The following is a 25,158-nucleotide window of genomic DNA, read 5'->3' on the forward strand; positions in this document are numbered from 1 at the left end:
AAATGAACGACGTTTTTCATAACTCCTTAACTTTACAAAAAAAGCAGAAATATTGATACAACAACATGTCTGCTTTTAAAATTCTTCTTGTTACCCCCGTACAAGCATTCTTTCAAGTGAGCTAAGTGCTTCAGCGGTAGTATGTTCATCTACTTGTATACGGTTATGAGGTTGCCCCTGTTCAATACTTTCAAGACTCCATAGTAAATGTGGAAGGTCTATTCGGTTCATAGTTAGACAAGGACAAAAATTTTCATTTAGCGAAATAATATGTTTATCTGGATGTTGCTTAATGATACGATTGACAAGGTTCATTTCTGTTCCAATGGCCCATGCAGATCCGCTTGGTGCTCGATTGATTGTATCAATAATGTATTTTGTCGAGCCGGCATCATCAGCTGCTGCAACAACTTCACGACTACATTCTGGATGAACAATAATCCTCATTGTGGGATGTTCTTTGCGAATGACTTCCGTATGTTGAACTGTAAACCCCTCATGCACAGAACAATGACCCTTCCACAGAATAACCTGGATGTTTTCAAGTGATTCCTTAGTTTCGAGCATATTTTTATGAGGATTCCAAACGGCCATATTTTCAAGGGGAATACCTAAATCATAGGCGGTATTTCTCCCTAAATGTTGATCGGGTAAAAAGAAAATACGCTGTTTTTGTGTAAATGCCCATTGTACAAGCTCCCTTGCATTCGATGATGTAACACAGGCACCACCATGTCGTCCCGTAAAGGCTTTAATGGCCGCGGTTGAATTGACATAAGTTAGAGGAATAATCGTATCGCCAAAGAGCTGTTGAAGGATTGGCCATGCTTGTTCTGTTTGATAAATATTCGCCATATCAGCCATCGAACAGCCTGCACGCATATCTGGTAAATAGACATGTTGCTGTTTCATTGTCAGCATGTCTGCCGTTTCTGCCATAAAATGTACACCACAAAATACGATATGTTCAGCCTCCTTATTAGCGGCAGATAATTGAGCTAGTTGTAGAGAATCACCAGTTGCATCAGCAAATTGAATAACCTCATCTTTTTGATAATGGTGTCCTGGGATAAAAAGTTTAGAGCCTAATTTTTTCTTTATTGCTAAAATACGAGATTCCATTTCCTCTACGGATAATGTCCGATAATGCTCAGGAAGTAGTGTCGTCTGTTGTAATAAACTAGTGATGGACAAGGGAATGAGCTCCTTTCATTTGAACAAGTGCACTAATATCAAAAGCTTTGACAGAATGGGTTAATGAACCAAGTGAAATCCACTGAACACCTGACTGTGCATAAGCCTTTAAATTATCCAGTGTGATACCCCCTGAAGCTTCTGTTGCAATAGTAGGGGGGACAGAAGGAAGCCAATCTCGAATTTCTTCTGGACTGCGGTTATCAAACATAATGATATCTACTCCAGCAATGATGGCTTCATCTAGCTGTTCCTTTGTTTCAATTTCTACTTCAATTTTCACGGTATGACCGACTTTCTCTCTAGCGGTCTGAACAGCTTTTGTTATACTACCTGCAAAGGCAAGATGATTATCTTTTAACATGATGGCATCATACAGTCCATTTCGATGATTAAAAGCACCACCGACTCTCACTGCATATTTATCAAGCATACGCATGCCAGGCATTGTTTTACGAGTATCACATATTTTCGCATGCGTACCTATCGTTTCTTGGACTGCTTGGTGAGTAGCTGTTGCAATGGCAGACATACGTTGAATAAGATTTAAGATGACACGTTCGCCTATTAACAATTTTTGTAAGGGACCTTTTATCACGGCTAGTATATCGCCTGCATCTACTGTCTCTCCATCCTTTTTATGAAGATAAATTTCCATAGAACGATCTAGTAGAAGAAAGCCATGCTCAATAATGAGAGCTCCGCAAAAAATTCCTTTTTCTTTAGCATAAAACGAAAAAGATCCCTGTTGTTCGGCTGAAAAAATAAATTCACTCGATAAATCCCCATCACCTAAATCTTCATTAAAAAACTGTTTGAGCATTTCCTCGAGTTTGATGATATTCATACAATGAGTTCCTCACTTTCAATTGTCCTTGCGAAAAAATAATCCACCGGCTTGCCCATTGTGCATCCATTTCGGATTTATCTGTACGTATGTGGGCACCACGTGTTTCAGTTCTTATAATGGCCGCATGTGTCATCAGTGTTGCGACAACATGCATCATAAATAGTTCCAATTCTGCTTGCTCCATACCCTCTAGATTAGTGTGAAGAAGAGATTGTAGAGAGGGGAGTTGCTGAACAAAGTACTGTAAATCATCGATATTTCTAACGATGCCTACAAACTGCATCATACGTTGCTGTAATTGCTGTTTGCTAAATAAAGGTGGTTTTTTATCAGCATATTGAGGTTGGTCAAGTAAAAAATTTTTTTGATGACAACCTTGTTGAATAATGAAATACGCCATTTTTTGACCAAATGTAATGCCCTCCAATAGAGAATTACTTGCTAAACGGTTCGCTCCATGGACACCTGTACAAGCCACTTCACCAACTGCATATAAGTTTGGGATAGTAGTTCTACCGTTGTCATCAGCAATAACACCACCCATTAAAAAATGACTACCTGGAGCCACAGGGATTAAACCATCTTGCAAATGAACTTGATTGTCATAGCAGAGCTGAGCAATTGCTGGGAATTTTGCATCAAAGTTTTGGATGGTGGCAATATCAATAAACGTTTCCTCCCCAGCAGCACGTTTAGTAAATAGTGCGTGTGCCGTAATATGCCTAGGGGCTAAGTCACCTTGTGGATGTAAGCCTTTCATAATAGGTTTACACTGTGCATCTACAAAGGTACCGCCTGCTCCTCGTACAGCTTCGGAGATTAAACCTTTTGCCTTATTTTCACACCATAGTAAACTTGGATGAAACTGCATAAATTCCATATCACTGATCGCAGCGCCTGCACGAAATGCTAAAGCAATACCATCTCCTGTATTGTTTGAATAATTGGATGTGCTTGAATAAAGTGCACCTGCACCTCCTGTGGCTAAAATAACATGATGAGCCAAATAGCGTTTAATCCCTTTTTCGCCTTTAGTGAGTACACCTATACAATCACCATCTGTATTCAGTAAAAGCTCATAAGCCATTTCATAACAATTGACCTTTGTTTTGGGTGAAAGTTTATGAAGCAAATAATCTATGAAAATTTGACCAGTTCGATCTCCACCTGCATGTAAAATACGATGATGACTATGTGCCCCCTCTAGTCCTAGAACAGGTTTTCCATCGAGGTGACGATCAATTGGGAGACCAGTTTTTAAATAGTTCTGCATAATTTTAGTGCCGTCTTCTATAAGTGTTTCCACATTTCTTTTTTCATGATGATATTCTCCAGCTTTCAATGTATCAGCAATATGATGTTTGATATGATCTTCTTTGCTTGTAACGGCTGCTATACCACCTTGTGCACGATAAGAGCTACTCATATAAACAGAAGATTTTGTAACAATTTGTATTTGAAAATGTTCTTCGAGTAGTAAAGCAGCCTGAAGTGCCGCAATACCACTGCCGATGATAAGGACGTCTGTCTTTACATCCATAGTTATACCTTCTTTACAATTGTCTTGACACCTATCTTTACATAAAATAAAAAAGAAAACAAGACCCGATGAATTAGAGAGGAAGAAGATGATGATTTATATGGATTATGCTGCAACGTCACCTATGATGAAGGAAGCTCTTGATGCCTATATAGGGGTAGCGCAGCGTTATTATGGAAACAGTTCAAGTCTTCATGATCTAGGAGGACAAGCGCATTATTTCGTGCAACAGTCAAGAGAAGTTGTAGCGCAAGCTCTAGGCGTAACTAGCGATGGTATTATTTTCACTGGGAGCGGAACAGAAGGAAATATTATGGCCATCTTGTCATTAGCACTAGCCTCTAAAAAAGGGAAGCATATTATTTCATCTCAAGCTGAGCATACGTCAGTGCACGCAGCTTTGAATACACTTGAGAAAATGGGGTATGAAGTGACAAAATTGCCGTTAAAGAAGGATGGTTGTATTGATTTGCAGGAACTTCAAAAAACAATACGATTAGACACGGCTTTGATTACCATTCAACATGTTAATTCAGAGATTGGCTCCATTCAGCCTCTGAAGAAAATAATAGAGCTGGCAGGAGAATCAGGTGTTTACTGTCATATTGATTGTGTTCAGTCATTTGGAAAATTAGCTATACCAAAAGGAATAGATGCTATTACAATTTCGGCTCATAAAATAGGTGGGCCAAAGGGGTGTGGTGCGGTTTATCTAAATCCCTCCATCCGCGTGCAAGCATTAACACCAGGTGTGACACATGAGAGAGGTTTAAGAGGAGGTACATTAGATACGCCTGCAATTGTGGCCTTTGCAGCTGCAATTGAAAACTATCAATATGAATTACAACATTATGTGATGTTAAGAGGAGTTTTAAAAAGTAAACTGCCTGAATCATGCAAGCTAATAGAATGTAAGCAGCAATTACCTAATATTTGTGGTGTAATGATGGATAGATTAGAGGGCCAATATGTTCTTTTAAAGCTGAACGAGTCGGGAATCTGTATCTCTACAGGTAGCGCATGTGATATTCATAGTGAATCTGGAACGAAGGCTATTTTATCGATGGGTTTTTCTTTGGAAGCAGCACGTCAATTTTTTAGAATCTCTTTTGGCCCTTCGACAACAATTGAAGAAATTACAAGATTAACAATAGAGCTTTCAACCATTTCATTAGATAACAAGTGAGGGAAATCATAAGGCCTTCACTTGTTTTATTATAGATTTTAGGCTATAAAACATATCAAGAAAAATAATTGTTTTCTTTTGAAACAACAATTGATATAATATTTTGCAGGGCAATATTTTCTCTTACTTAACAAAAATATCTTTAAAAAGTAATAATTTCTTTTTTTTATAAAAAAGTATTGCACAATGTTAAAAAACGTTATACAATAATTCTTGTCTTGAAGGACAGGTAAACAACTTCAAAACAAGATACATAAAATAGTCTAGTGATGATGGCAAAGAGGTCACACCCGTTCCCATACCGAACACGGAAGTTAAGCTCTTTAGCGCCGATGGTAGTTGGGGGCTTCCCCCTGTGAGAGTAGGACGTCGCTAGGCATAATACCCAGGAGGATTAGCTCAGCTGGGAGAGCACCTGCCTTACAAGCAGGGGGTCGGCGGTTCGAGCCCGTCATCCTCCACCATATGCCGGTTTAGCTCAGCAGGTAGAGCAACTGACTTGTAATCAGTAGGTCGTGGGTTCGATTCCTATAGCCGGCACCATTTTTTCGAGCCATTAGCTCAGTTGGTAGAGCATCTGACTTTTAATCAGAGGGTCGAAGGTTCGAGTCCTTCATGGCTCACCATTTTGAAATAATAATAAGCGGGTGTGGCGGAATTGGCAGACGCACTAGACTTAGGATCTAGCGCCGCAAGGCGTGGGGGTTCGACTCCCTTCACCCGCACCATTATTTTCATTGCCAGATAAAAAAACTTATGCACATGCGGAAGTAGTTCAGTGGTAGAACACCACCTTGCCAAGGTGGGGGTCGCGAGTTCGAACCTCGTCTTCCGCTCCAAATGTGCCGGGGTGGCGGAACTGGCAGACGCACAGGACTTAAAATCCTGCGGTAGGTGACTACCGTACCGGTTCGATTCCGGTCCTCGGCACCATTTATTATGCGCCCGTAGCTCAATTGGATAGAGCGTCTGACTACGGATCAGAAGGTTATGGGTTCGACTCCTGTCGGGCGCGCCAAAAGAACGAACGGGAAGTAGCTCAGCTTGGTAGAGCACTTGGTTTGGGACCAAGGGGTCGCAGGTTCGAATCCTGTCTTCCCGACCATTTCCTAAAATTATGGGGCCTTAGCTCAGCTGGGAGAGCGCCTGCCTTGCACGCAGGAGGTCAGCGGTTCGATCCCGCTAGGCTCCACCATAGTAAATAACCAGTATAAAGATCCTGGCGGCGTAGCTCAGCTGGCTAGAGCGTACGGTTCATACCCGTAAGGTCGGGGGTTCGATCCCCTCTGCCGCCATCTTAAAGGACCTTTAGCTCAGTTGGTTAGAGCAGACGGCTCATAACCGTCCGGTCGCAGGTTCGAGTCCTGCAAGGTCCACCATTTATATAGTGTAACGGAGGTATACCCAAGTCTGGCTGAAGGGATCGGTCTTGAAAACCGACAGGCGGGTAACACCGCGCGGGGGTTCGAATCCCTCTACCTCCTCCAGTTTTAAATTTTTATAAATGGTGCTTTAAAAACTCGAAACAGAATATCATTATCGCGGGGTGGAGCAGTGGTAGCTCGTCGGGCTCATAACCCGAAGGTCGTTGGTTCAAATCCGGCCCCCGCAACCAAAAGGTCCCGTGGTGTAGCGGTTAACATGCCTGCCTGTCACGCAGGAGATCGCCGGTTCGATCCCGGTCGGGACCGCCATTATTATAATGAAAAACATGAGAAGCAAAAGAGTGAGCAAGCTTAGCATGGACGAAATGGGTCAGTAGCTCAGTTGGTAGAGCATTAGATTGAAGCTCTAAGTGTCGGCGGTTCGATTCCGTCCTGACCCACCATTTATGCGGGTGTAGTTTAATGGTAAAACCTCAGCCTTCCAAGCTGATGTCGTGGGTTCGATTCCCATCACCCGCTCCAAGGGCCTATAGCTCAGCTGGTTAGAGCGCACGCCTGATAAGCGTGAGGTCGATGGTTCGAGTCCATTTAGGCCCACCATTATTCCGAAGTAGCTCAGTTGGTAGTAGCACCTGACTGTTAATCAGGTTGTCGCAGGTTCGAGTCCTGCCTTCGGAGCCATTTTTTATTTGGGGAAGTACTCAAGAGGCTGAAGAGGCGCCCCTGCTAAGGGTGTAGGTCGGGTAACCGGCGCGAGGGTTCAAATCCCTCCTTCTCCGCCATTGGCCCGTTGGTCAAGTGGTTAAGACACCGCCCTTTCACGGCGGTAACACGGGTTCGAATCCCGTACGGGTCATACTAAGTGCAGTAGATGAATTTCATCTACTGCACTTTTTAATTTTAGTCATAGATTTATAATATAGCTACCATAAATTAAAGCCTACACAGGATAGTTTAATCTGTGTAGGCTTTTAATTTTACTAAGAAGCTATGAAATTCTACGTCCTTTTCCATATGGAATGCATAGAGGTGTACCAAATATTGGATCTGTCGTCATTTGGCAATCAAGGTCAAACACATGACTAACTAAATCAGTTGTCATAATTTCTTCTGGTTTACCTTGACGATAGACACCACGATCACGGACAGTAATAATATGATCGGCATAGCGACATGCGAGATTAATATCATGTAATACCATAATAATCGTTCGCTTTTGCTGTTGGTTTAACTCGTACAATAAATCTAAAACTTCTATCTGATGAGTTAAATCTAAGTATGTCGTAGGCTCGTCCAAAAGAATAATATCCGTATCTTGAGCAAGCGTCATAGCAATCCAAGCACGTTGACGTTGTCCTCCTGATAGCTCATCCACTGGTCTATCTTGTAAATGCTCTGTGCCTGTTGCTCTTAAGGCATTTAATACGATTTCTTCATCCTTTTCCGTCCACTGTTGACGCCAGCTTTGGTAAGGATAGCGACCTTGCTTCACAAGCTGTAGGACAGTTAGGCCTTCTGGTGCAACAGGGGATTGGGGAAGAATCGAAAGATTTCTAGCCACCTGCTTTGTTGATAATTTAAAAATATCCTCTCCATCTAATAGAACGGAACCTTTTTTAGGTTTTAATAATCGAGCGATGGAGCGTAGGAGTGTGGATTTACCACAGCCATTCGCTCCAATTAATACAGTAATTTCATTCAAAGGGATAGATAAATTGAGATCTTCGATAATATTGGAATCACCATAACTTAATGTAAGGGATTTGGTTAATAACGATTCAGTCATGTAGTATAGACTCCTTTATTTATTAGGATTTCTAAATAGTAAATAGATAAAATAGGGAGCACCAATGGCAGCGGTAAAGACACCAGCGGGTACTTCTAACGGGCTAAAAGCAGTACGACCAATAATATCTGCTATCATCACAAGCAATGCTCCGATTGCTGCAGATGCTGGAATAAGTACACCGAATGATGAACCAACAATGCGTCGTGCAATATGAGGTGCCATTAATCCTACAAACCCAATGGCGCCAGCAAATGCTATAGCACTCGCTACTAGACTGGAACATAATAGGATTAAGTAAAGGCGTGTTTTTTGAACAGATTGCCCAAGGCTTGACGCTGTATCATCACCTAGTTCTTGAACATTTAACTGTCGTGTAATAAAGAATGTAATAAGTAGTAGAACGATGATCAATGGTACAACGATTTGTACTTGATCCCAATCTGCACTTTTGACACTACCCGTAATCCATTTATTCGCTTCACTCGCTTGATAAATTGGCCCGATAATCATTAACATGGTAGTAATAGCTTGCATAAAAGCTGACACGCTAATACCGATTAAGACAAGACGATTTGGTGTGACACCATCTTTCCAAGCAAATAGATAGACAATACATCCGACAACAGTAGCTCCTATAAAGCCTGCTAATGGTAACCATTCTATACTAACTGTTAAAGAGTGATTAGAATCACTGAAAATAGCTAAGAATCCAACAACTGCTGCACCACCACCAGCTGATATCCCGATAATATCAGGTGAGGCAAGTGGATTTTTTACGATTCCTTGTAAAATGGCACCTGCTACGGCTAACGCCATTCCAGCAAAGGCAGCAATGAAAATCCGAGGCATTCGGAAATCAATAATGATTAGCTGATCAAAATCTGACCCGTAACCAAGAAAAGCTTGTAAAACCTTTAATGGATTGATGAAAGAATCACCAAATGATGCACTAAAAAAGAAAACAGCAACTGCTAGTAGACTAATCACCATTAATTTTTTTGCAGCTTGTACATCTAATAAAAAAGAAAATTTTTGTTGAAGTAAACGAATTGTTTTTACATGTTTCATTTATTTTTTCCACCTTTTCGCGCAAGGTAAATAAAGAATGGTGTGCCAATCATAGCCGTCATAACTCCTACTGGAACTTCTTGGGGCATAATAATATAACGAGCCGCAACATCAGCCAGCAATAAAAGAATCCCTCCAAGTAACGCAGCCATAGGAATAAGCCATCGATGATCAGTGCCGACAAACTTTCGCGCAAAATGGGGAACGACAATGCCAATAAAACCAATGGGACCAGCAATCGCAACAGCGCCACCTGCTAAAAAAATAACGATAAGTCCTACTAAGATTTTCATCAGCCCTAATCGTAATCCTAATCCTCTTGCTACATCATCTCCAAGAGCAAGAATATTCATTTTGGAAGAAATAATGAGTGCTGCTATCCATCCGATTACTAAATAAGGAAGAACAGAAAGTAGAATTTCAAGTTTTCTACCCTGTACAGAGCCAGCTAACCAAAACAATACTTGATCGAGTTCAGCTTCATTAGTAGCGAGTAAACCTTGTGTAAATGAAGCAAAAAGTGCACTAATGGCAGCCCCTGCTAAAGTGATTTTCACGGGAGTAACAGCATCCCTACCTGAAAAACTAATCGAATAAACGGATAAAGCAGCGATTGCTGCACCTAGAAATGCGATCCATGCAAAAGATTGCAGGCTGGAAATATGGAAAAAAATCATGGCAAAGACAACAGCAAAGCCTGCACCTGCATTGATACCCAAGATTCCTGGAGAGGCTAATGGATTTTTTGTTAAGGTTTGCATAAGCACGCCTGTAATAGCTAACGAAGCACCAACACAGCTGGCTATAAGTGCTCTTGGAATACGAACATTTTGAATAATAATATGCTCATTTGAATTGTTAAATTGTATAAAAGATTCATAGGTCGTTTGAATAGAAGTATTCGCATAACCGTAAACAATACTAATCCCCATACAAAGAAGTAAGAGAACAACCCCTACTAGTAAAGCCATTATCTTGGAATAATTATTTTTTAATATCATATTGAACTATACTCTTTTCTAAAAAATTACTAAATTAATGATTGACATTAATAGATACATACAATACGATTAATATCGATCTTAGATGAAAGTGATTTTCATTCTCGTCTAATATGCCTAAACATTTTATCATATACAATGGAGGAAGAAAAGGTGCAAAAAGCATTTCAAAAACTATTAGTTTTGCTAGCTGTTATGGCTATTTTTGTGCTAGCAGCATGTGGCGATTCTAAAGATACTACCAAAGATGAGAAATCAAAAGAAAGCAATGCATACAGTGTCGAACATGCAATGGGTACAACTGAAGTAAAAGATACACCAAAGCGTATCGTTGTTTTAACAAATGAAGGAACAGAAGCATTATTAGCACTAGGAATTAAACCAGTAGGTGCAGTACAATCTTGGACAGGCGATCCATGGTATGATCACATTAAGGATCAAATGGACGGTGTGGAAGTTGTCGGTATCGAACATGAAATTAATATCGAAAAAATCGCTTCTTTAAAGCCAGATTTAATCATCGGTAATAAATTACGACAAGAAAAAGATTATGCGAAGCTTAGCAAAATTGCGCCAACTGTGTTTTCAGACACATTACGTGGTGATTGGAAAGAGAACTTTAAATTATACGCAAAAGCAGTAAATCAAGAAACAAAGGGACAAGAGGTGCTAAAAGCCTACGAAGATAAGTTACTAGCGCTGAAAGAAAAGCTTGGAGAACAAACAAACCAAGAAGTTTCATTTGTACGCTTTATGGCAGATAAATCTCGTATCTATTACACAGATTCATTCTCAGGCGTTATTTTTGATGCTTTAGGATTTAAACGTGTGCCAGCACAAGCAGATTTATTTAAAGATAATGCAAAATTAGGTAACTTAGCGATTGAAGTAGGAAAAGAAGCAATTCCTCAAATGGATGGGGATGTTATTTTCTACTTCACGTACATGCCAACAGGTGATGATTCAGCATTATCAACTGAACAGGAGTGGACACAAGATCCACTTTGGAAAAACCTAACGGCTGTTCAAAAAGGCAATGCACATAAAGTAGATGATGTTATTTGGAATACTGCTGGAGGCATTTTAGCAGCCAACATTATGCTAGATCAAGTGGAAGAAATTTTTGTTAAATAATTAATCATTAAACTATACATTCATCGGCATTAGATGAATGTATAGTTTTTTTATTTCTTATAAAAAATGATAGACGAAGAAGTTGATCATGAAGGGAAAATTTGAGGTAGTAAGTGCAAGAAAAAGTGTCTAACCTTTGAGACACTTTAAAAGCATTCCGATTGATTGTTTTTTTCCTTGTTTTCGAATGACAAAGAAATTATTAGTGAATGGTAATGTGAGAAATTTTAAAAGCACCGTAATCATCTGTTATAACTGTATAGGTTTTATAGCGATCATAGAATTGGTAATTCCCTTGTGCATCATAAAAATCAAATGTTTCATTCATATCCACGAAATATTGACCATTTGAATATTGTACATCTAGCACTTCATTATTAGTAAAATAGAAGTAATGTCCTTGATAGGCAATTTCATTAATATATTTCTCTAGTTCTTGATAAGCTGAACTGTCAGGTGCAAGCATATCAATAATCCAATAAAAATCACCTTCATTCAGTGCCATCTCGTAATAGAGACGGAATGCTTGCACGAATTGCCCTGCTAGCAAAGCATCTGTTTCGTTAGTGGATTTTGTTTCAATAGTGGATTGTTGACTATTTTCATAAACATTCGCAACAGCACGAACCTCATTTGCAGAAAGTGGTTTAGCAACCCATCCTTCAAATTGGTCAAGCATAACGTAAAGAGGGATGGAGAAAGCAAAGTTAGTACTTGTTTCAGTTGTGTAAAGTAGAGAATTAATCCCTATGACATTGCCTGTATTGACATCAACCAATGGGCCACCGCTACTCCCCTTATCAATTTGTGCATCTACCTGATAAATTTGCTTATAAATAAAGTTTTCAAGCTTCATGTCCCGTTTATTGCCTGTTATATAGCCAATAGATGCTGAATTTTCAAAGCCTTGTGGACTACCAAATGCAATAACCTCTAAGCCAATAGGTGATTCGGTTGTTTCAATTCCCAACGGTTGTGTGTCTTGATAGCTAGGTGCATGAATTAAAGCAATGTCGTAGCGGTCTGATATACCGATAACCGTTCCTGGTGATTCTTGACCATTGGCATTACGAAGCGTGACATCCACTTCTCCTTGAACAACATGTGCATTTGTAATAACATAACCACCCTTTTTATACAGGAAGCCAGAACCTTGACTATTGTTACTGAGGACCGTGAATACCTTTTGTTGAATTTCCTTTATTAGGGTGACACGATCAACCTGCTGTGCATGAGCTTCTTGTTTTTTTGTGAGTTCTTCAGAGGAAACTTGCTGTGTATTTACCTGTTGCTTATCATTTACTTCTGAGTAAGTAGTAGTTTGATTCTTTTTATCAGTGAAAAAGTCCCAATATGCATAGCCTAGTCCACCGATGGCAAGAAAGCAGACCGATAATACGATAATTGCCCATGTTGGGATACCTTGTTTTAATAATGATGAATTCATAAGTTTACTGCCACAATCAGAGCAAAATTTGCTGTCTGAAAGATTCTCATGCTGACAATTTGGACACTTCATCCTATCACGCTCCTGTGAAATATTTACTATTCATATCGGCAAGTAAAAATTGCTTTATAGGTATTTATGGAATTATATGAACTGAAAGGATGAATATGGTTTAGAAAATTTATTTTCATTTTGCTATTGACCTTAACGTTGCGTCAAAGTTTACAGTAGCATTAGTGGGAGGTGACAACATGGAATATACAATTCAAGAGCTAGCCCAAATGTCGGGAGTTAGTACGAGAACATTACGCTATTATGATGAAATTGGGCTGCTGAAGCCAGCTAGAACCAATGAGGCAGGCTATCGATTTTATGGCCAATATGAAATTGATATGCTACAGCAGATTTTATTTTATCGTGCATTGGATATGAAGCTAGCAACGATTCAGGCCATTATTCAGGCGCCTAACTTTCAACATGCCGAGGCGCTAAAAACACATAGAGCTGCTTTGCTTCAACGCAAGGAGCAGCTTGAAACCATCTTGCAGACAGTAGAAAAAACAATACAATCCATTGAGGAGGAACGACCAATGTCAAATGAAGAAAAATTTAAAGGTTTTAAAGAAAAGTTAATCGAGGATAATGAAAAGCAATATGGCCAAGAAATTCGCGCCAAATATGGAGATGAAACAGTGGATGCTTCGAATGCTAAGCTGATGAATATGACAGAACAACAATATCAAGCAATGCAGCAGTTAGAGCAGCAAATGTTTGAGCGTTTAGCAGAAGCAATGGAGCTTGGTGATGCTACAAGTGACTTGGCGATGGAAGTAGCTGAGTTGCATAAACGCTGGCTGAGCTTTACGTGGAAGGAATATTCAACAGAGGCACATGCTGGGCTAGCTCAAATGTATATCTCGGATGAACGTTTTACTGCTTACTATGATGAGCGAAGTGCGACGGGAGCAGCACAATTTTTACATGATGCGATTATAGCTTATACGAGGAAATAAAAGCATCCTTATTGCTGACATGTTTTAGAAATCGTAAATGAGGAAAATATGAAGGCATGAGGAGGGGATTTTTATGGATCAACAAGTTATGCAAAAATTTAAAAGACAACTAGAGCAAGAATTACAAACAATAGAACAACGAATAAAGGAATCGGAGCGACCACAAGCGACAGAGCTATCGAATTATGATAATCATCCAGCTGATAATGCTAGTGATTTAACGGATCAACTTACAGAAATGGCTATTGATGAACATCGCGGTGATAATGCAGAGGAAATAAAAGAAGCCCTTCAAGCAATGGCTGACGGCACATACGGCAAATGTGCGGTATGTGGTAAAGAGCTTCCAATTGGTCGTTTAGAGGCAATGCCGCAAGCTCTGACCTGTGTGGAGCATGCGGAAAAGAAAGAAGACAATTTACGACCAGTGGAAGAAGATATTCTTTCTTCAACGCCAAAGTCAGATGATTTTATTGAGCTTGAGGAATTTGGCTCTTCCGATACGCCACAGGATAAAATTTAGTCTGTTTTTCCTCATGGAAGCAGTATAATAACTGTAGAGGTGAGGATATGAAGATTATTGATTTACATTGTGATGCGCTTTTAAAGTTAACTACTCTTGAATCGGCAAATTTTGCTGAGGATGTGCGTTTACATGCCAATCAAAAAAGATTGCAATTAGGGCAAGTAGAGGCTCAAGTGTTCGCCATTTTTATAGACCCGCAAATTCCACAAAATCTTCAATTTCTTGAGGTCATGCGTCAAATCGAAGTATTTCATACCCATGTATTACAAACAGAGGGCATGGTGCATATTGCAGATTGGGCACAGTTAGACCATTTAGCTCCACATGAAATAGGAGCTATATTAAGTTTAGAGGGCTGTAGTGCAATTGGAGAAGATCTAGCAAAGCTGACAGCAGTACTCGATGCGGGCGTAAAATTAGTCGGCTTAACATGGAATGAAGAGAATGCTGTTGCACATGGAGCTGAGCAGGATGCAAGTCTTGGTTTGAAGCCATTTGGTAAAGAGGTCATACAATTACTAAATAAACGGGATATTATTATTGATGTCTCCCATTTAAATGAACAAAGCTTTTGGGATGTGTTGCCATTAGCGAAGCATATTATTGCAAGTCATAGTAATGCTCGTGCACTCTGTGACCACCCACGTAATTTAACAGATGCACAGGCAAAGGCACTTGTAGAACATGGGGGACATATCCATGTTGTTTATTTTCCACTCTTCATTAATCGAGATGCAACACTAGATCATCTAGTCGATCATGTGGAGCATTTAGCAAAGCTAGTTGGTGTAGAGCATATAGGGCTAGGCTCAGATTTTGATGGTATTGATCGGACTGTCAATGGCTTAGCACATGCAGGAGAAGCGCAAAATTTATTAGAGGCATTACGAGCACGTTTTTCAGACGAGGAAGTGCATGGTATTGCAAGTCAAAATTTCAGACGTTATGTAAAAAAAGCAGCAACCCGTTAAGGCTGCCGCATCTTTTAATAAAAGAAATAATGAATTAATAAACCGATTCCTAATAGGAAGCCGAAGAAAGTATTGGTTTGCGCTGTATATTTCATCGCAGGCATCACTTCTTTGGCTTCTTTTTTGTCTCGGAAAATTTGAATGGCACGTAATGGTTTCGGAATGCTCAGGAAGATAATTAATGCCCAAAAAGTAATGCCATCAACTGCTACAAGGGCAATGACCCATAAATACGAGACGATAAAAAAGCCAGATAACACAGAAATGGCATTATCACGTCCTACTAAAATAGCTAAAGTTTTTCTTCCACCTTCTGTATCACCCACAATATCACGGATATTATTGGATAACATAATGGCTCCGACTAAAATCATACTTGGTACAGACAGCAACACAGCATCGAGTGTCACTGTAAGCGTTTGAATATAGAAGGCAATTAACACAATTCCCATGCCCATTACTGCTCCAGAGACAATCTCTCCAAATGGGGAATAGGCTATTGGGTATGGTCCTCCTGTATATAAGAAACCAATAAGCATACAAACAAGGCCTACAGCTGCTAACCACCAAGATGTTGAGGCACATATGTAAATGCCAAGAAGCATGGCAATAGCATAAAAGCTTAGTGCAATCATCATAATTGTTTTTGGCTGTACTCCATGACGGACGATGGTTCCGCCAATCCCAACAGAATGCTCGTTATCTAATCCTAATTTGTAATCGTAATATTCATTGAACATATTCGTTGCTGCTTGGATAAGCATACTTGCAATGAGCATAGCAAAAAATAGTCCAAAATCAATTGTTTCTTGTTCAATTGCTAGAGCAATTGCTGTTCCTAGGAATACTGGAACGAATGAAGCGGTTAAAGTATGTGGACGCGTTAAATGCCACCAAACTTTAAAACCCCTATCAGCTTCAATGACTTTGGTCATAAGGTCTTTCTCTCCTTCAAATGTTGTCGACTCTTTCTATTTTAAACGAAGATTGAGAAAATGGGTAGGTTCACAGCTTATTACATACTGTTAAATGAAAAAAAGTGATACAATAGAACATGCATTTATGAACTGAAAATAAAAATAGGGTATTAGCAACAGTAAGAATGACACTGTTGCCAACCAAAAAATGATGTGTTTGATTCATCATTTTAATTATGTACATTGCAACAACGGAGGTAATTTTCATGCAACAGAAGTGGTACCAAGCCACAGAAGTAGAAGTGGACTATTTGGGCCAAAGCCTTCATTTTTATATGGAAACAATTGAAGTAAGTCGCTTATCTCCACTTGCATTTTATGCGGCAGGTGAGGAGCGTTATAAAGGTGAACGATTTTATTGGCAAAATAGAGAAAAAACAATGACATTAGTAGGGCTGGGACATGCCCATACCATTCAAAACAATGCAAAAAATGAGCGTTTTGATGCTGTAGAAGCGGAGTGGAAGAACTTAACGAAAAACTGTCAAAAGGGACAAAGCGAGCTACAGCCCATTTTATTTGGTGGTTTTACATTTGATCCACAAAATAATGTCGATGGGGAATGGACGGATTTCCCAGAGGCTTATTTTGCACTAGCAACGTTTCAACTTGTAATCCGTGATGATAAAGCTTACGTAAGTATTCATCTTTTAACACAAGATCAGCAGGCGGAGAGTAAGCTAGAAGCTCTAAGGAAAGAGCGAGATCATTTAATTCACGCAGCGCAGGTTAAAGAAGTGAAAACGTATACAAAACCTGAAATTACAAGTTATTTTGAGCCATATAAGGAGCCCTATTTAGCCTCAATCGACCAAGTGACAGCATTAATTAAGCAGAAGAAGGCAGATAAGGTGGTTATTGCTCGCTCACTTGCCTTGCAATTTAAAGAATCTGTATCTGCACCTCAAGTGCTTTCTCAAATAATTCATGAGCAGCCAGAAAGCTATCTATTTGGTTTAGAGCATAAGGATCTATTATTTTTTGGAGCCTCGCCTGAACGCCTTGTTAAGGTAGAAGAAGGCCGTGCGTTTTCGTCTTGTGTTGCTGGCTCAATTAAACGAGGAAAAACAGCAGAAGAAGATGAAGCGTATGGACAAAGTTTACTAAATGACCCAAAAAACGGTGGAGAACATCAATATGTTGTGGATATGATTGCGGACACATTCCGCAAAAATTGTGTGAACATGACGGTACCTGACAAACCTCGCCTATTAAAAATACGAGACATCCAACATCTATATACACCTGTAGAAGGTCAGTTAAATGAGGATGCTACAATCTTACAGCTTACAAAATCTTTACATCCCACACCCGCTTTAGGGGGAGTACCACGTAAAGAAGCGTTGGCAGCCATCCGTAAATATGAGCCTATGAATCGTGGTTTGTATGCAGCACCAATTGGTTGGTTAGACGCAGAGGGTAATGGCGAATTTGCAGTCGCGATCCGCTCGGCTGCATTACTAGGCGATAAAGCTTATTTATATGCAGGCGGAGGGATTGTAGCAGATTCAGAACCACAATCTGAATATGAAGAAACATTAGTAAAATTCCGTCCAATGCTTCGCGCGCTAGGGGGACAATTACATGAGTGAACGGAAAATATTAACAGATTATGTTTATCAAATGGTCGCATCGCTAGTACAAGCGGGTGTTGAAAATGTGGTAGTCAGTCCAGGATCACGTTCAACACCACTTGCCTATGCTGTTGCATCTACAAATCAAGTAAAAATGTATCGTCAAGTAGATGAGCGCTCGGCTGCATTCTTTGCGTTAGGTCTAGCGAAGGCCACAGCTAAGCCTGTTGTTCTATTATGTACATCAGGTACAGCTGCAGCAAACTATTTTCCTGCAATTGTGGAGGCAAGCTATGCACGTGTTCCACTGATTGTCATAACAGCTGACCGTCCTCATGAATTACGAGAGGTCGGCGCACCACAGGCCATCAATCAGCCTAATTTATATGGTTCCCATGTAAAATGGAGTGTTGATTTTCCGTTAGCAGATGGTGCTGATCCAACATTACCTTTTATTGAGCGTCATCTTGCCCGTGCTGTAGCTATTGCAACGAGTGCGCCTTTTGGTCCAGTACATATCAATGTACCTTTCCGAGAGCCTTTATTAATTGATTTTCGAAATGAACTACCAACAGCGACGTTCAAGCACAGCAGTATGGGACAGCTAATCCCAACAACTGCCGATCAACAGGAGCTCTCCTCTATTTTACAATCGACGAAGAGAGGCTTTGTTATTATAGGTGAGCTAGCTCTTGGCACGGATTTAGCCATCGTTTGGGAGTTTGTGCGTCAGCTAAAGTGGCCAGTAATTGTTGAGAGTTTATCGAATATGCGGGCATCCGTACCAGAGGATTGCTTACCATATATTGTGACTACCTACGATGCCATTATGAAAAGTGATGACTTCAAAGCACTGGTGCAACCAGATACAGTTATACGCTTAGGGGCACAGCCTGTCTCGAAGTTTATCATGCAATTCATCACAAAATCACAGCCAAATGCCTATGTGATTATTGATGAAGACCCAATGTTTAGAGATGCTACGGGCGTTTCCACGCATTTTATTCATGCCAATATCGATCAGTGGCTGACTCAACTAGCTATTACGAAAACTGCTATTGAGGAGACTTACCTAGCTGAATGGCAAAAAGCGAATCAGCTTGCTTCTATGCATATCGAGCAATATTCAGAAGTAGAAAAAGATGAGGGAGCCATGGTCAGTCGTTTACTGAAAATGATTCCTGATGGTAGTGATATTTTCGTTAGCAGCAGTATGCCAGTGCGTGATATCGATACATTTTTACTAGCTACACCGAAGGATCTGCGTATTTTTGCAAATCGTGGTACAAATGGGATTGATGGCGTAGTGTCAACGGCAATGGGCTTCAGTCAAGGAAATGGCCGAGAAACCTTCTTACTAATTGGTGATTTAGCCTTTTTACATGATATCAATGGTCTCATTGCTTCAAGATATCAGCAATGTAACTTAACGATCCTTGTCATGAATAATGATGGTGGCGGTATTTTTTCTTATTTACCACAGTCAACAGTGGAAGCTCATTATGAGGACTTATTTGGCACACCAACTGCCCTTGAATTCCGTGATATTGCCAATATGTATGATATGGATTATATCCGTGTAGAAACGATTGCCGAGCTTTCCGAGAAATTTTCTACAAGCAAAAAACGTCCTTTACGTTTGATTGAAATATTTACTGATCGAACAGAGAATGTCACTGCCCATCGTGAGCTATGGAAACGTATTAATACGGAGTTAAAAGCATGACAAATTTAATGATTCGTGGTCTTGAAACGCATATTGAGATATGGAATCAAAATGGGATCCATACACTCGTTGCATTACATGGATTTACGGGAAGCACGGCTACATGGCACAATCTAGCACAGGCCCTACCCAATGTACGCGTCATTGCCATTGATTTAATTGGACATGGACAAACGGCTATTCCACAGCACTGTCAACGTTTCTCCATGGAGGAACAATTACAAGATTTAGAAGAAATATTTTGCCAGCTTCATCTAGAGAACTTTACACTGTTAGGATACTCAATGGGTGGTAGAATTGCTCTATCATATGCCCTGGCTTATCCAGATCGTATTCATCAGCTTATTTTAGAAAGCGCCTCTCCAGGCTTACGTACAGAAGAAGAGCGTAAGGAGCGTTGTGAGCTAGATGAAGCACTGGCACAAAAAATTCTAACAAATGGTTTGGAATCGTTTGTGAATGCATGGGAGAACATACCGCTTTTTAGTACACAGCATCGTCTACCTCAAAGTGTAAGACAGGTCATTCGAGCAGAAAGACTTTCACAGAAGAAAGAGGGACTAGCGGGCAGCTTGAGAGGTATTGGTACAGGAGCTCAACCTTCAAATTGGGATAGATTGGCGCAGTTAGCAGTCCCTGTATTGCTAATTACCGGTTCAATGGATGGGAAATTCTGTGAAATTGCACTAGAAATGAAAGCGCTATTAAATACTGTTAGCCATATGACGGTAAATGACGCTGGACATGCAATTCATGTGGAAAATCCCGCTGAGTTTGCTACAATAGTAGAGGAGTATTTAACGTAATCTAATATTACGTTAGCGCCTCGCTAGTAACGAGACGAATTTAATGATATAGGAGGCTATTCAATGACACGTCAATGGACTACATTACATACTTATGAAGACATAAAGTATGAGTTCTATAACGGAATCGCAAAAATTACGATTAACCGTCCAGAAGTGCGTAACGCATTCCGTCCTAAAACGGTTATGGAAATGATTGACGCATTTTCACGAGCACGCGATGACAAAAATATCGGTGTAATTATTTTAACAGGTGAAGGTGAACATGCTTTCTGCTCTGGCGGAGACCAAAAAGTTCGCGGTCATGGTGGCTATGTAGGAGAAGATGAAATTCCACGTCTAAACGTTCTTGATTTACAACGTTTAATCCGTGTAATTCCAAAACCTGTAGTAGCGATGGTAGCAGGCTATGCAATTGGTGGAGGTCACGTTTTACATGTTGTCTGTGACTTAACAATTGCTGCTGACAATGCTCGCTTTGGACAAACTGGACCAAAAGTAGGTTCATTCGATGCTGGTTATGGCTCAGGCTATCTTGCTCGTATTATTGGACATAAAAAGGCACGTGAAATTTGGTACCTTTGCCGTCAATACGATGCACAACAAGCACTTGATATGGGCTTAGTCAATACAGTTGTTCCTTATGAGCAATTAGAAGATGAAACAGTTCAATGGTGTGAAGAAATGCTACAAATGTCACCAACTGCACTACGCTTCTTAAAAGCAGCGATGAATGCAGATACAGACGGCTTAGCAGGTCTTCAACAAATGGCTGGAGACGCTACACTTCTTTACTACACAACAGATGAAGCAAAAGAAGGTCGCGACGCTTTCAAAGAAAAACGTCAACCAGATTTCGGTCAATTCCCAAGATTCCCTTGATTCTAAAGGGTTTAAGGCTCGTATCTTTAGAGATACGAGCTTTTTCTATGCCTGGAAGCAAGGGGTTACGATAGAAGAAGCGGATAGAATTAATAAAGTAGTGGATACAGCCCGTAAAGTGATGGATAGAACTAGGAAAGTGAAGGATAGAGGAGCAGGACATTACAATAAAAGTAGCGAGTAGCATCCCTAAAATAACAGACATGCAAATAGACAAAATAGATGATTAAGCGTTAAGATGTAGGGGATTGGAGTGACGAAGATGTATCCAAATTGGATTTTACAGCGAGCATATTTAACACCGTTACGAAAGGCATTAGCTTATAAAAATCAAAGCTGGACTTTTCAGGAATTAAATGAATTATCTATAAAACGTGCTCGTCAACTAGTAGGGATCGGTATTCAGCAGGGTGATCGAATTGCAATTATGGGACCAAGTAAGCCTGAACTGGTCATGATGATGTATGCCTGCATGCATTTACAATGTGAAATGGTGATGCTTAATCGTAGACTATCGCCGGAAGAGCTGGCCTATCAACTAGAAGATTCAGAGGCAGTGACAGTGTTAATCGCAGATGAAGATATAGAGAAGTTGCCTCCTGAAACAGCCCATTACTTATTTTCATCGATTGAAAATGGGGGGGAAGGCGAGTTAACTATTGAAAAGGAATGGCCATTAGATCAAACAACTACTATTATGTATACATCAGGTACAACGGGCTTTCCAAAGGGAGTTCGCCAAACAGTTGGGAACCATCAGGCAAGTGCAACAGCCTCTGTATTAAATATTGGACTGCAGCCTCAAGATGTTTGGCTTTGTGCAGTTCCTTTATTTCATATTAGTGGGTTTTCCATATTAGTACGTTCACTTTTATATGGTAATCAGGTCTATTTATATGATCAATTTGATGCAGAAGCGATATCACAAAACATTATAGACGGAGAAGTAACCCATATGTCGGTTGTCGCGGTGACGTTGGAACGAATCCTACATACGTTAGAGCAGCGCAATGTGAAAGCTTCACCTCATTTTAAGCTAATGTTAGCTGGAGGAGGGCCGGTGCCTGTCGATTATTTAGCGAGAGCACATTCTCTAAATTTAGCCGTTGCGCAAACCTATGGGATGACAGAGACATCTTCACAAACGGCTACTTTGGCGAGTGAAGACGCCATGCAAAAAATCGGTTCTGCTGGCAAGCCTTTATTTTTTAATCAAATAAAAATTGCAGATCCTAATGATAAAGGTGAGGGGGAAATTTGTATTCGAGGTCCTCATGTCACACCTGGCTATATTGGCCGTTTTGCACATAAAAATGCCACGATTGATGGCTGGCTTCATACGGGAGATATCGGTTGTTTAGATGAAGATGGATACTTGTATGTGATTGATCGTAGGGCAGATTTAATTATTTCTGGGGGCGAGAATATTTATCCAGCAGAAATAGAAAATGTACTACTAACACATCCTGCGGTCAAAGAAGCGGGTGTATGTGGGGTAGATGATGAGCAATGGGGGCAGGTTCCCATTGCGTTCCTTGTGTTAAATGAGCCAGTGTCTGTTGAGCAACTACAGGCCTTTTGCTTACAAAAACTTGCTAAATATAAGATGCCTAAAGAAATTATATTTACAGACAGTCTACCGCGAAATGGAGCGGATAAATTGCTGAGAAGGAAATTATTACAATAAAAATAGATGAAAAGAAGTCTTCGTATGGAGGCTTCTTTTTTATTTTGTTTTTAAAATTGGAAACGGCTAATCCATCATGCAAAACATTTAAACTTTTAGCATGAAATTAAACATTCATTAACATAATAAAAAAAGAGAGGCATAAACTATTTAGTAAAGGAGAATGACTCATATGAGGAAATATATATATAATGTTGTCATTATATTATTTGTTCTACAAATGAGTCATGTGCAAGTATTTGCAAACTATCAAGAAGATAATGTAGCAACTGCTCATTCAATTGAAACTCTACAATCTCTCATTAATAAAGAAGTTATGCAGCTCTCTACAGAATTCTCAATACGCTATACTGGTGACATATCCGAGATAAAAGATGAACTAACAGAAATTACGAAAACTGCGATTCAAAACTCTTATATTTATACTAATATTTCTAGTTTTAAATGGAAATACGATGGTTATAACAATAATATTGTCATCGAATTTGCATTTACCTACCATATTTCACAAACAGAGGCAGCTTTTGTTGAGCAAACTTTATCAACCATTACTGCACCTATGCATGGATTAAGTGACATAGAAAAATTACAGGCTGCACATGATTTTATTGTTTTAACAGCAGAATATTCTAAGGAAACAGAAGGAAGTCAATATTCGCCCTACACTTTGCTTACAGAAAATAAGGGAGTTTGTCAGGCGTATGCGTTAGTGTTATATCGAATGCTGGAGATGTTAGGGTTTGAAGTGCAATATGTACCAGGCAAAGTGGGTGAACAGCTTCATGCTTGGGTGCTAGTGAAGCTTGATCATGAGTGGTATCATATTGATGTGACGTGGGATGATCCATTGCCAGATCGTAAGGGTGAAGTACGCTATCAATATTTTTTAGTGTCGGATCGCCAATTATCACAAGACCATACTTGGGACTACGCCCGTTTCCCGGCAGCAACTAGTGAAAAATATACAGATATACAAAAAGAAACGAAAAGACAGAGTTTGACAATGCCTTTACAACAAAGCTTTAATCAAAATGCAGGGATTTCAATAATTGCAGAGAATAGGCAAGCAGTAACACAATTACAGCCTACAATGCTTGTGACACAAAAACAAACAGAGGAAAACCCTGTTGTTCTGCACGATTTTAATGAATGGCCAAAGGTAGTAGTAGAGAGTGTAGTAAATCATTCAAAAGCAAAACGTAAAACGATGCTAAAATCAACAAGTAAGCTAACGTCTATCTATCGTACTGAAAAACGTATGCCACAAGAAAAATACGTCATAATAAAGGAGGTGTCCCATCTATTTTCGGGGCACCTCCTTACTCATTTATTGATCGTTCAAAGCTTTTTCTAATGTTTGAATATTTTTTTGCATCAATGTGAAATACGTTTCATTATTTTTTTCATCATCAGCTGTTAGCACGCTTAAATTATGCAGTACAAGAGATTCTGCGCCAACTTCTTTTTGAATAACCTCTGCTAATTTAGAAGATACGTTTTGTTCAAATAAAATATAGTGTATATGCAATTCATTTGCTTTATCTACAATCTTTGTTAATTCTTTTTGCGATGGCTCATTTTGTGAATTTAAGCCGGCAATCGGCACCTGTGTTAAGCCATATTGACCTGCAATATAGCCAAATGCAGCATGTGATACAAAGAATGTTTTGTTTTGTGCTTTGTTTGTCATCGCTTTAAAATTATTATCTAAATCTTGTAGCTCTTTTACTAATGCTTCGTAATTTTTATTAAAAGTCGATTCCTGAGCAGGCATTTTTTCAACTAGTGTATTTTTAATAGCAAGTGCTAAATCTTGACTAATTGTAGGAGATAGCCAAACATGTGGATCGATGTCACCATGCTCATGCTCGTCATGTCCGTGTCCATCATGATCGTGCTCCTCCTCTGTAGCTGCGTGATCATGGTCGTCGTGTACGTCTGCTTCATGTTCTTCTTCGGCATGAACATGGCCTGTGCTTACAGCTAACTTTTCATCTGAAACATTATCAGCAGTTGCCACCATTGTGACATCTTCATTTGCTAATGTTTTTTTAGCATTTTCCACAAAGCCCTCTAGTCCTAAGCCAATATAGAAAAAGATATCGGCATCTGCTAAGTTCATCATATCTTTTTGTGTAGGCTCAAATGTATGTTCGTTTGCACCGGCTGGATAAATAGAAGAGACGTCAACATAATCGCCTCCAATACGTTGAGCAAAATAGCTTAAAGGATAGACAGTTGTATAGACTGTTAACGTATCCTTTTCCTCAGTCTTTTGGGAAGTCGTCGATTTGTCTCCGCATGCTGCAGTAAATACAGCAAGAACGGCAACGAGCAATACTAAATATAGTTTTTTCATATAAGAAAATCCCTTTCTTAAATAGTAATGATTACGATTTGTT

At 39.8% G+C, this 25,158-nt stretch carries 20 protein-coding genes, 20 tRNA genes and 1 rRNA gene; 32 read left to right on the forward strand and 9 right to left on the reverse strand.

All coding sequences use genetic code 11. The annotated features are described in order from the left end of the window. Positions 1–90: 90 nt before the first annotated feature. The 3 genes from nadA to nadB are packed head-to-tail and all read right to left on the reverse strand — an operon-like array spanning position 91 to position 3,584. Complete coding sequence (gene nadA / locus SJW71_RS05945; protein ID WP_274794197.1) at positions 91–1,194, reverse strand: quinolinate synthase NadA; 1,104 nt, start codon at positions 1,192–1,194, stop codon at positions 91–93. Next, positions 1,181–2,041, reverse strand: a complete 861-nt coding sequence (gene nadC, locus SJW71_RS05950) for a carboxylating nicotinate-nucleotide diphosphorylase (RefSeq protein ID WP_274794196.1) — start codon at positions 2,039–2,041, stop codon at positions 1,181–1,183. Before nadC ends, nadA begins: the two co-directional genes overlap by 14 nt. Beyond that, positions 1,998–3,584: an L-aspartate oxidase gene (nadB, locus tag SJW71_RS05955; RefSeq protein ID WP_431811858.1), complete on the reverse strand. Its 1,587-nt coding sequence runs from the start codon at positions 3,582–3,584 to the stop codon at positions 1,998–2,000. Before nadB ends, nadC begins: the two co-directional genes overlap by 44 nt. Positions 3,585–3,675: 91 nt before the next feature. Between nadB and SJW71_RS05960 the strand changes: the two genes are divergently transcribed. From SJW71_RS05960 to SJW71_RS06065, 22 genes are all read left to right on the forward strand, one after another. Continuing rightward, on the forward strand, positions 3,676–4,770 hold the full coding sequence (locus SJW71_RS05960) for a cysteine desulfurase family protein (RefSeq protein WP_431812194.1): 1,095 nt from the start codon (positions 3,676–3,678) through the stop codon (positions 4,768–4,770). A gap of 262 nt (positions 4,771–5,032) precedes the next feature. Beyond that, positions 5,033–5,148: ribosomal RNA gene (gene rrf / locus SJW71_RS05965) — 5S ribosomal RNA — on the forward strand. A gap of 10 nt (positions 5,149–5,158) precedes the next feature. After that, positions 5,159–5,234: transfer RNA gene (locus SJW71_RS05970), tRNA-Val, on the forward strand. A 3-nt stretch (positions 5,235–5,237) separates the two neighbouring features. Continuing rightward, a tRNA-Thr gene (locus SJW71_RS05975) sits at positions 5,238–5,313 on the forward strand. 7 nt (positions 5,314–5,320) lie between these two features. Further along, positions 5,321–5,396 (forward strand) — tRNA-Lys (locus tag SJW71_RS05980). A gap of 17 nt (positions 5,397–5,413) precedes the next feature. Then, positions 5,414–5,498 (forward strand) — tRNA-Leu (locus SJW71_RS05985). Positions 5,499–5,534: 36 nt separating this feature from the next. Next, positions 5,535–5,609 (forward strand) — tRNA-Gly (locus SJW71_RS05990). Between the two features lie 5 nt (positions 5,610–5,614). Then, a tRNA-Leu gene (locus SJW71_RS05995) sits at positions 5,615–5,703 on the forward strand. Between the two features lie 8 nt (positions 5,704–5,711). Beyond that, a tRNA-Arg gene (locus SJW71_RS06000) sits at positions 5,712–5,788 on the forward strand. A gap of 10 nt (positions 5,789–5,798) precedes the next feature. After that, positions 5,799–5,875, forward strand: a tRNA-Pro gene (locus SJW71_RS06005). Between the two features lie 14 nt (positions 5,876–5,889). Next, positions 5,890–5,965, forward strand: a tRNA-Ala gene (locus SJW71_RS06010). 26 nt (positions 5,966–5,991) lie between these two features. Beyond that, a tRNA-Met gene (locus tag SJW71_RS06015) sits at positions 5,992–6,065 on the forward strand. 7 nt (positions 6,066–6,072) lie between these two features. Then, positions 6,073–6,149 (forward strand) — tRNA-Ile (locus SJW71_RS06020). Between the two features lie 15 nt (positions 6,150–6,164). Further along, a tRNA-Ser gene (locus tag SJW71_RS06025) sits at positions 6,165–6,257 on the forward strand. A gap of 53 nt (positions 6,258–6,310) precedes the next feature. Continuing rightward, positions 6,311–6,385 (forward strand) — tRNA-Met (locus SJW71_RS06030). A 3-nt stretch (positions 6,386–6,388) separates the two neighbouring features. Beyond that, positions 6,389–6,464: transfer RNA gene (locus SJW71_RS06035), tRNA-Asp, on the forward strand. 58 nt (positions 6,465–6,522) lie between these two features. After that, positions 6,523–6,598 (forward strand) — tRNA-Phe (locus SJW71_RS06040). 5 nt (positions 6,599–6,603) lie between these two features. Then, a tRNA-Gly gene (locus SJW71_RS06045) sits at positions 6,604–6,677 on the forward strand. A gap of 1 nt (position 6,678) precedes the next feature. After that, a tRNA-Ile gene (locus SJW71_RS06050) sits at positions 6,679–6,755 on the forward strand. 4 nt (positions 6,756–6,759) lie between these two features. Then, positions 6,760–6,836, forward strand: a tRNA-Asn gene (locus tag SJW71_RS06055). A gap of 10 nt (positions 6,837–6,846) precedes the next feature. Further along, a tRNA-Ser gene (locus SJW71_RS06060) sits at positions 6,847–6,937 on the forward strand. 2 nt (positions 6,938–6,939) lie between these two features. Next, positions 6,940–7,011 (forward strand) — tRNA-Glu (locus tag SJW71_RS06065). 132 nt (positions 7,012–7,143) lie between these two features. On the opposite strand, the gene SJW71_RS06070 is transcribed toward SJW71_RS06065, so the two are convergent. The 3 genes from SJW71_RS06070 to SJW71_RS06080 are packed head-to-tail and all read right to left on the reverse strand — an operon-like array spanning position 7,144 to position 10,013. Continuing rightward, entirely contained in the window at positions 7,144–7,941 is a 798-nt protein-coding gene (locus tag SJW71_RS06070) for an ABC transporter ATP-binding protein (protein ID WP_274794194.1), read from the reverse strand. 15 nt (positions 7,942–7,956) lie between these two features. Next, complete coding sequence (locus tag SJW71_RS06075; protein WP_274794193.1) at positions 7,957–9,012, reverse strand: FecCD family ABC transporter permease; 1,056 nt, start codon at positions 9,010–9,012, stop codon at positions 7,957–7,959. Beyond that, complete coding sequence (locus SJW71_RS06080) at positions 9,009–10,013, reverse strand: FecCD family ABC transporter permease (RefSeq protein WP_431811859.1); 1,005 nt, start codon at positions 10,011–10,013, stop codon at positions 9,009–9,011. The genes SJW71_RS06075 and SJW71_RS06080 overlap by 4 nt, the downstream gene beginning before the upstream one ends. Before the next feature lie 138 nt (positions 10,014–10,151). Between SJW71_RS06080 and SJW71_RS06085 the strand changes: the two genes are divergently transcribed. Then, positions 10,152–11,147 (forward strand): ABC transporter substrate-binding protein, encoded by a 996-nt coding sequence (locus tag SJW71_RS06085; RefSeq protein WP_274794191.1) that lies wholly within the window; start codon positions 10,152–10,154, stop codon positions 11,145–11,147. Positions 11,148–11,349: 202 nt separating this feature from the next. Here the strand turns inward: SJW71_RS06085 and SJW71_RS06090 are convergent, their stop codons facing one another. Next, entirely contained in the window at positions 11,350–12,666 is a 1,317-nt protein-coding gene (locus tag SJW71_RS06090; protein WP_431811860.1) for a trypsin-like peptidase domain-containing protein, read from the reverse strand. A 179-nt stretch (positions 12,667–12,845) separates the two neighbouring features. Between SJW71_RS06090 and SJW71_RS06095 the strand changes: the two genes are divergently transcribed. From SJW71_RS06095 to SJW71_RS06105, 3 genes are all read left to right on the forward strand, one after another. Next, positions 12,846–13,607, forward strand: a complete 762-nt coding sequence (locus tag SJW71_RS06095; RefSeq protein WP_274794189.1) for a MerR family transcriptional regulator — start codon at positions 12,846–12,848, stop codon at positions 13,605–13,607. Between the two features lie 73 nt (positions 13,608–13,680). After that, a complete protein-coding gene (locus SJW71_RS06100; RefSeq protein WP_274794188.1) occupies positions 13,681–14,130 on the forward strand; it encodes a TraR/DksA C4-type zinc finger protein in 450 nt (149 codons plus the stop codon). Between the two features lie 47 nt (positions 14,131–14,177). After that, positions 14,178–15,104 (forward strand): dipeptidase, encoded by a 927-nt coding sequence (locus SJW71_RS06105; protein ID WP_429978598.1) that lies wholly within the window; start codon positions 14,178–14,180, stop codon positions 15,102–15,104. Positions 15,105–15,118: 14 nt separating this feature from the next. Here the strand turns inward: SJW71_RS06105 and SJW71_RS06110 are convergent, their stop codons facing one another. Then, on the reverse strand, positions 15,119–16,039 hold the full coding sequence (locus SJW71_RS06110) for a 1,4-dihydroxy-2-naphthoate polyprenyltransferase (RefSeq protein WP_312506644.1): 921 nt from the start codon (positions 16,037–16,039) through the stop codon (positions 15,119–15,121). Between the two features lie 248 nt (positions 16,040–16,287). On the opposite strand from SJW71_RS06110, the gene SJW71_RS06115 reads away from it, so the two are divergent. From SJW71_RS06115 to SJW71_RS06140, 6 genes are all read left to right on the forward strand, one after another. Further along, complete coding sequence (locus tag SJW71_RS06115) at positions 16,288–17,673, forward strand: isochorismate synthase (protein WP_274794185.1); 1,386 nt, start codon at positions 16,288–16,290, stop codon at positions 17,671–17,673. After that, the gene (gene menD / locus SJW71_RS06120; RefSeq protein WP_407133897.1) at positions 17,666–19,381 is read left to right on the forward strand and encodes a 2-succinyl-5-enolpyruvyl-6-hydroxy-3-cyclohexene-1-carboxylic-acid synthase; all 1,716 of its coding nucleotides are present in this window, start codon (positions 17,666–17,668) and stop codon (positions 19,379–19,381) included. The genes SJW71_RS06115 and menD overlap by 8 nt, the downstream gene beginning before the upstream one ends. Further along, on the forward strand, positions 19,378–20,187 hold the full coding sequence (gene menH / locus SJW71_RS06125; RefSeq protein ID WP_274794183.1) for a 2-succinyl-6-hydroxy-2,4-cyclohexadiene-1-carboxylate synthase: 810 nt from the start codon (positions 19,378–19,380) through the stop codon (positions 20,185–20,187). Before menD ends, menH begins: the two co-directional genes overlap by 4 nt. A 63-nt stretch (positions 20,188–20,250) precedes the next feature. Further along, positions 20,251–21,069, forward strand: a complete 819-nt coding sequence (gene menB, locus SJW71_RS06130) for a 1,4-dihydroxy-2-naphthoyl-CoA synthase (RefSeq protein WP_274794182.1) — start codon at positions 20,251–20,253, stop codon at positions 21,067–21,069. Positions 21,070–21,331: 262 nt separating this feature from the next. Beyond that, positions 21,332–22,756 (forward strand): o-succinylbenzoate--CoA ligase, encoded by a 1,425-nt coding sequence (locus SJW71_RS06135; RefSeq protein ID WP_431811861.1) that lies wholly within the window; start codon positions 21,332–21,334, stop codon positions 22,754–22,756. 172 nt (positions 22,757–22,928) lie between these two features. Beyond that, on the forward strand, positions 22,929–24,110 hold the full coding sequence (locus tag SJW71_RS06140) for a transglutaminase domain-containing protein (protein WP_341386712.1): 1,182 nt from the start codon (positions 22,929–22,931) through the stop codon (positions 24,108–24,110). Here the strand turns inward: SJW71_RS06140 and SJW71_RS06145 are convergent. After that, complete coding sequence (locus tag SJW71_RS06145) at positions 24,084–25,115, reverse strand: metal ABC transporter solute-binding protein, Zn/Mn family (RefSeq protein ID WP_431811862.1); 1,032 nt, start codon at positions 25,113–25,115, stop codon at positions 24,084–24,086. The two genes, SJW71_RS06140 and SJW71_RS06145, sit on opposite strands and share 27 nt — an antisense overlap. Between the last annotated feature and the right edge of the window lie 43 nt (positions 25,116–25,158).

This window comes from Lysinibacillus sp. FW12 (genome assembly GCF_050817245.1).
In the GTDB taxonomy this organism is placed as follows: Bacteria; Bacillota; Bacilli; order Bacillales_A; family Planococcaceae; genus Lysinibacillus; species Lysinibacillus irui.

Coding starts and splice junctions, on each gene's coding strand:
- menH (WP_274794183.1), top strand. CDS start 19,378: ATGACAAATTTAATGATTCGTGGTCTTGAAACGCATATTGAGATATGG.
- SJW71_RS06115 (WP_274794185.1), top strand. CDS start 16,288: ATGCAACAGAAGTGGTACCAAGCCACAGAAGTAGAAGTGGACTATTTG.
- SJW71_RS06075 (WP_274794193.1), bottom strand. CDS start 9,012: ATGAAACATGTAAAAACAATTCGTTTACTTCAACAAAAATTTTCTTTT.
- menD (WP_407133897.1), top strand. CDS start 17,666: ATGAGTGAACGGAAAATATTAACAGATTATGTTTATCAAATGGTCGCA.
- SJW71_RS06145 (WP_431811862.1), bottom strand. CDS start 25,115: ATGAAAAAACTATATTTAGTATTGCTCGTTGCCGTTCTTGCTGTATTT.
- SJW71_RS06085 (WP_274794191.1), top strand. CDS start 10,152: ATGGAGGAAGAAAAGGTGCAAAAAGCATTTCAAAAACTATTAGTTTTG.
- SJW71_RS06105 (WP_429978598.1), top strand. CDS start 14,178: ATGAAGATTATTGATTTACATTGTGATGCGCTTTTAAAGTTAACTACT.
- menB (WP_274794182.1), top strand. CDS start 20,251: ATGACACGTCAATGGACTACATTACATACTTATGAAGACATAAAGTAT.
- SJW71_RS06095 (WP_274794189.1), top strand. CDS start 12,846: ATGGAATATACAATTCAAGAGCTAGCCCAAATGTCGGGAGTTAGTACG.
- nadC (WP_274794196.1), bottom strand. CDS start 2,041: ATGAATATCATCAAACTCGAGGAAATGCTCAAACAGTTTTTTAATGAA.
- nadB (WP_431811858.1), bottom strand. CDS start 3,584: ATGGATGTAAAGACAGACGTCCTTATCATCGGCAGTGGTATTGCGGCA.
- SJW71_RS06110 (WP_312506644.1), bottom strand. CDS start 16,039: ATGACCAAAGTCATTGAAGCTGATAGGGGTTTTAAAGTTTGGTGGCAT.
- SJW71_RS06090 (WP_431811860.1), bottom strand. CDS start 12,666: ATGAAGTGTCCAAATTGTCAGCATGAGAATCTTTCAGACAGCAAATTT.
- SJW71_RS06140 (WP_341386712.1), top strand. CDS start 22,929: ATGAGGAAATATATATATAATGTTGTCATTATATTATTTGTTCTACAA.
- SJW71_RS06135 (WP_431811861.1), top strand. CDS start 21,332: ATGTATCCAAATTGGATTTTACAGCGAGCATATTTAACACCGTTACGA.
- SJW71_RS06080 (WP_431811859.1), bottom strand. CDS start 10,013: ATGATATTAAAAAATAATTATTCCAAGATAATGGCTTTACTAGTAGGG.
- SJW71_RS06070 (WP_274794194.1), bottom strand. CDS start 7,941: ATGACTGAATCGTTATTAACCAAATCCCTTACATTAAGTTATGGTGAT.
- SJW71_RS06100 (WP_274794188.1), top strand. CDS start 13,681: ATGGATCAACAAGTTATGCAAAAATTTAAAAGACAACTAGAGCAAGAA.
- SJW71_RS05960 (WP_431812194.1), top strand. CDS start 3,676: ATGATTTATATGGATTATGCTGCAACGTCACCTATGATGAAGGAAGCT.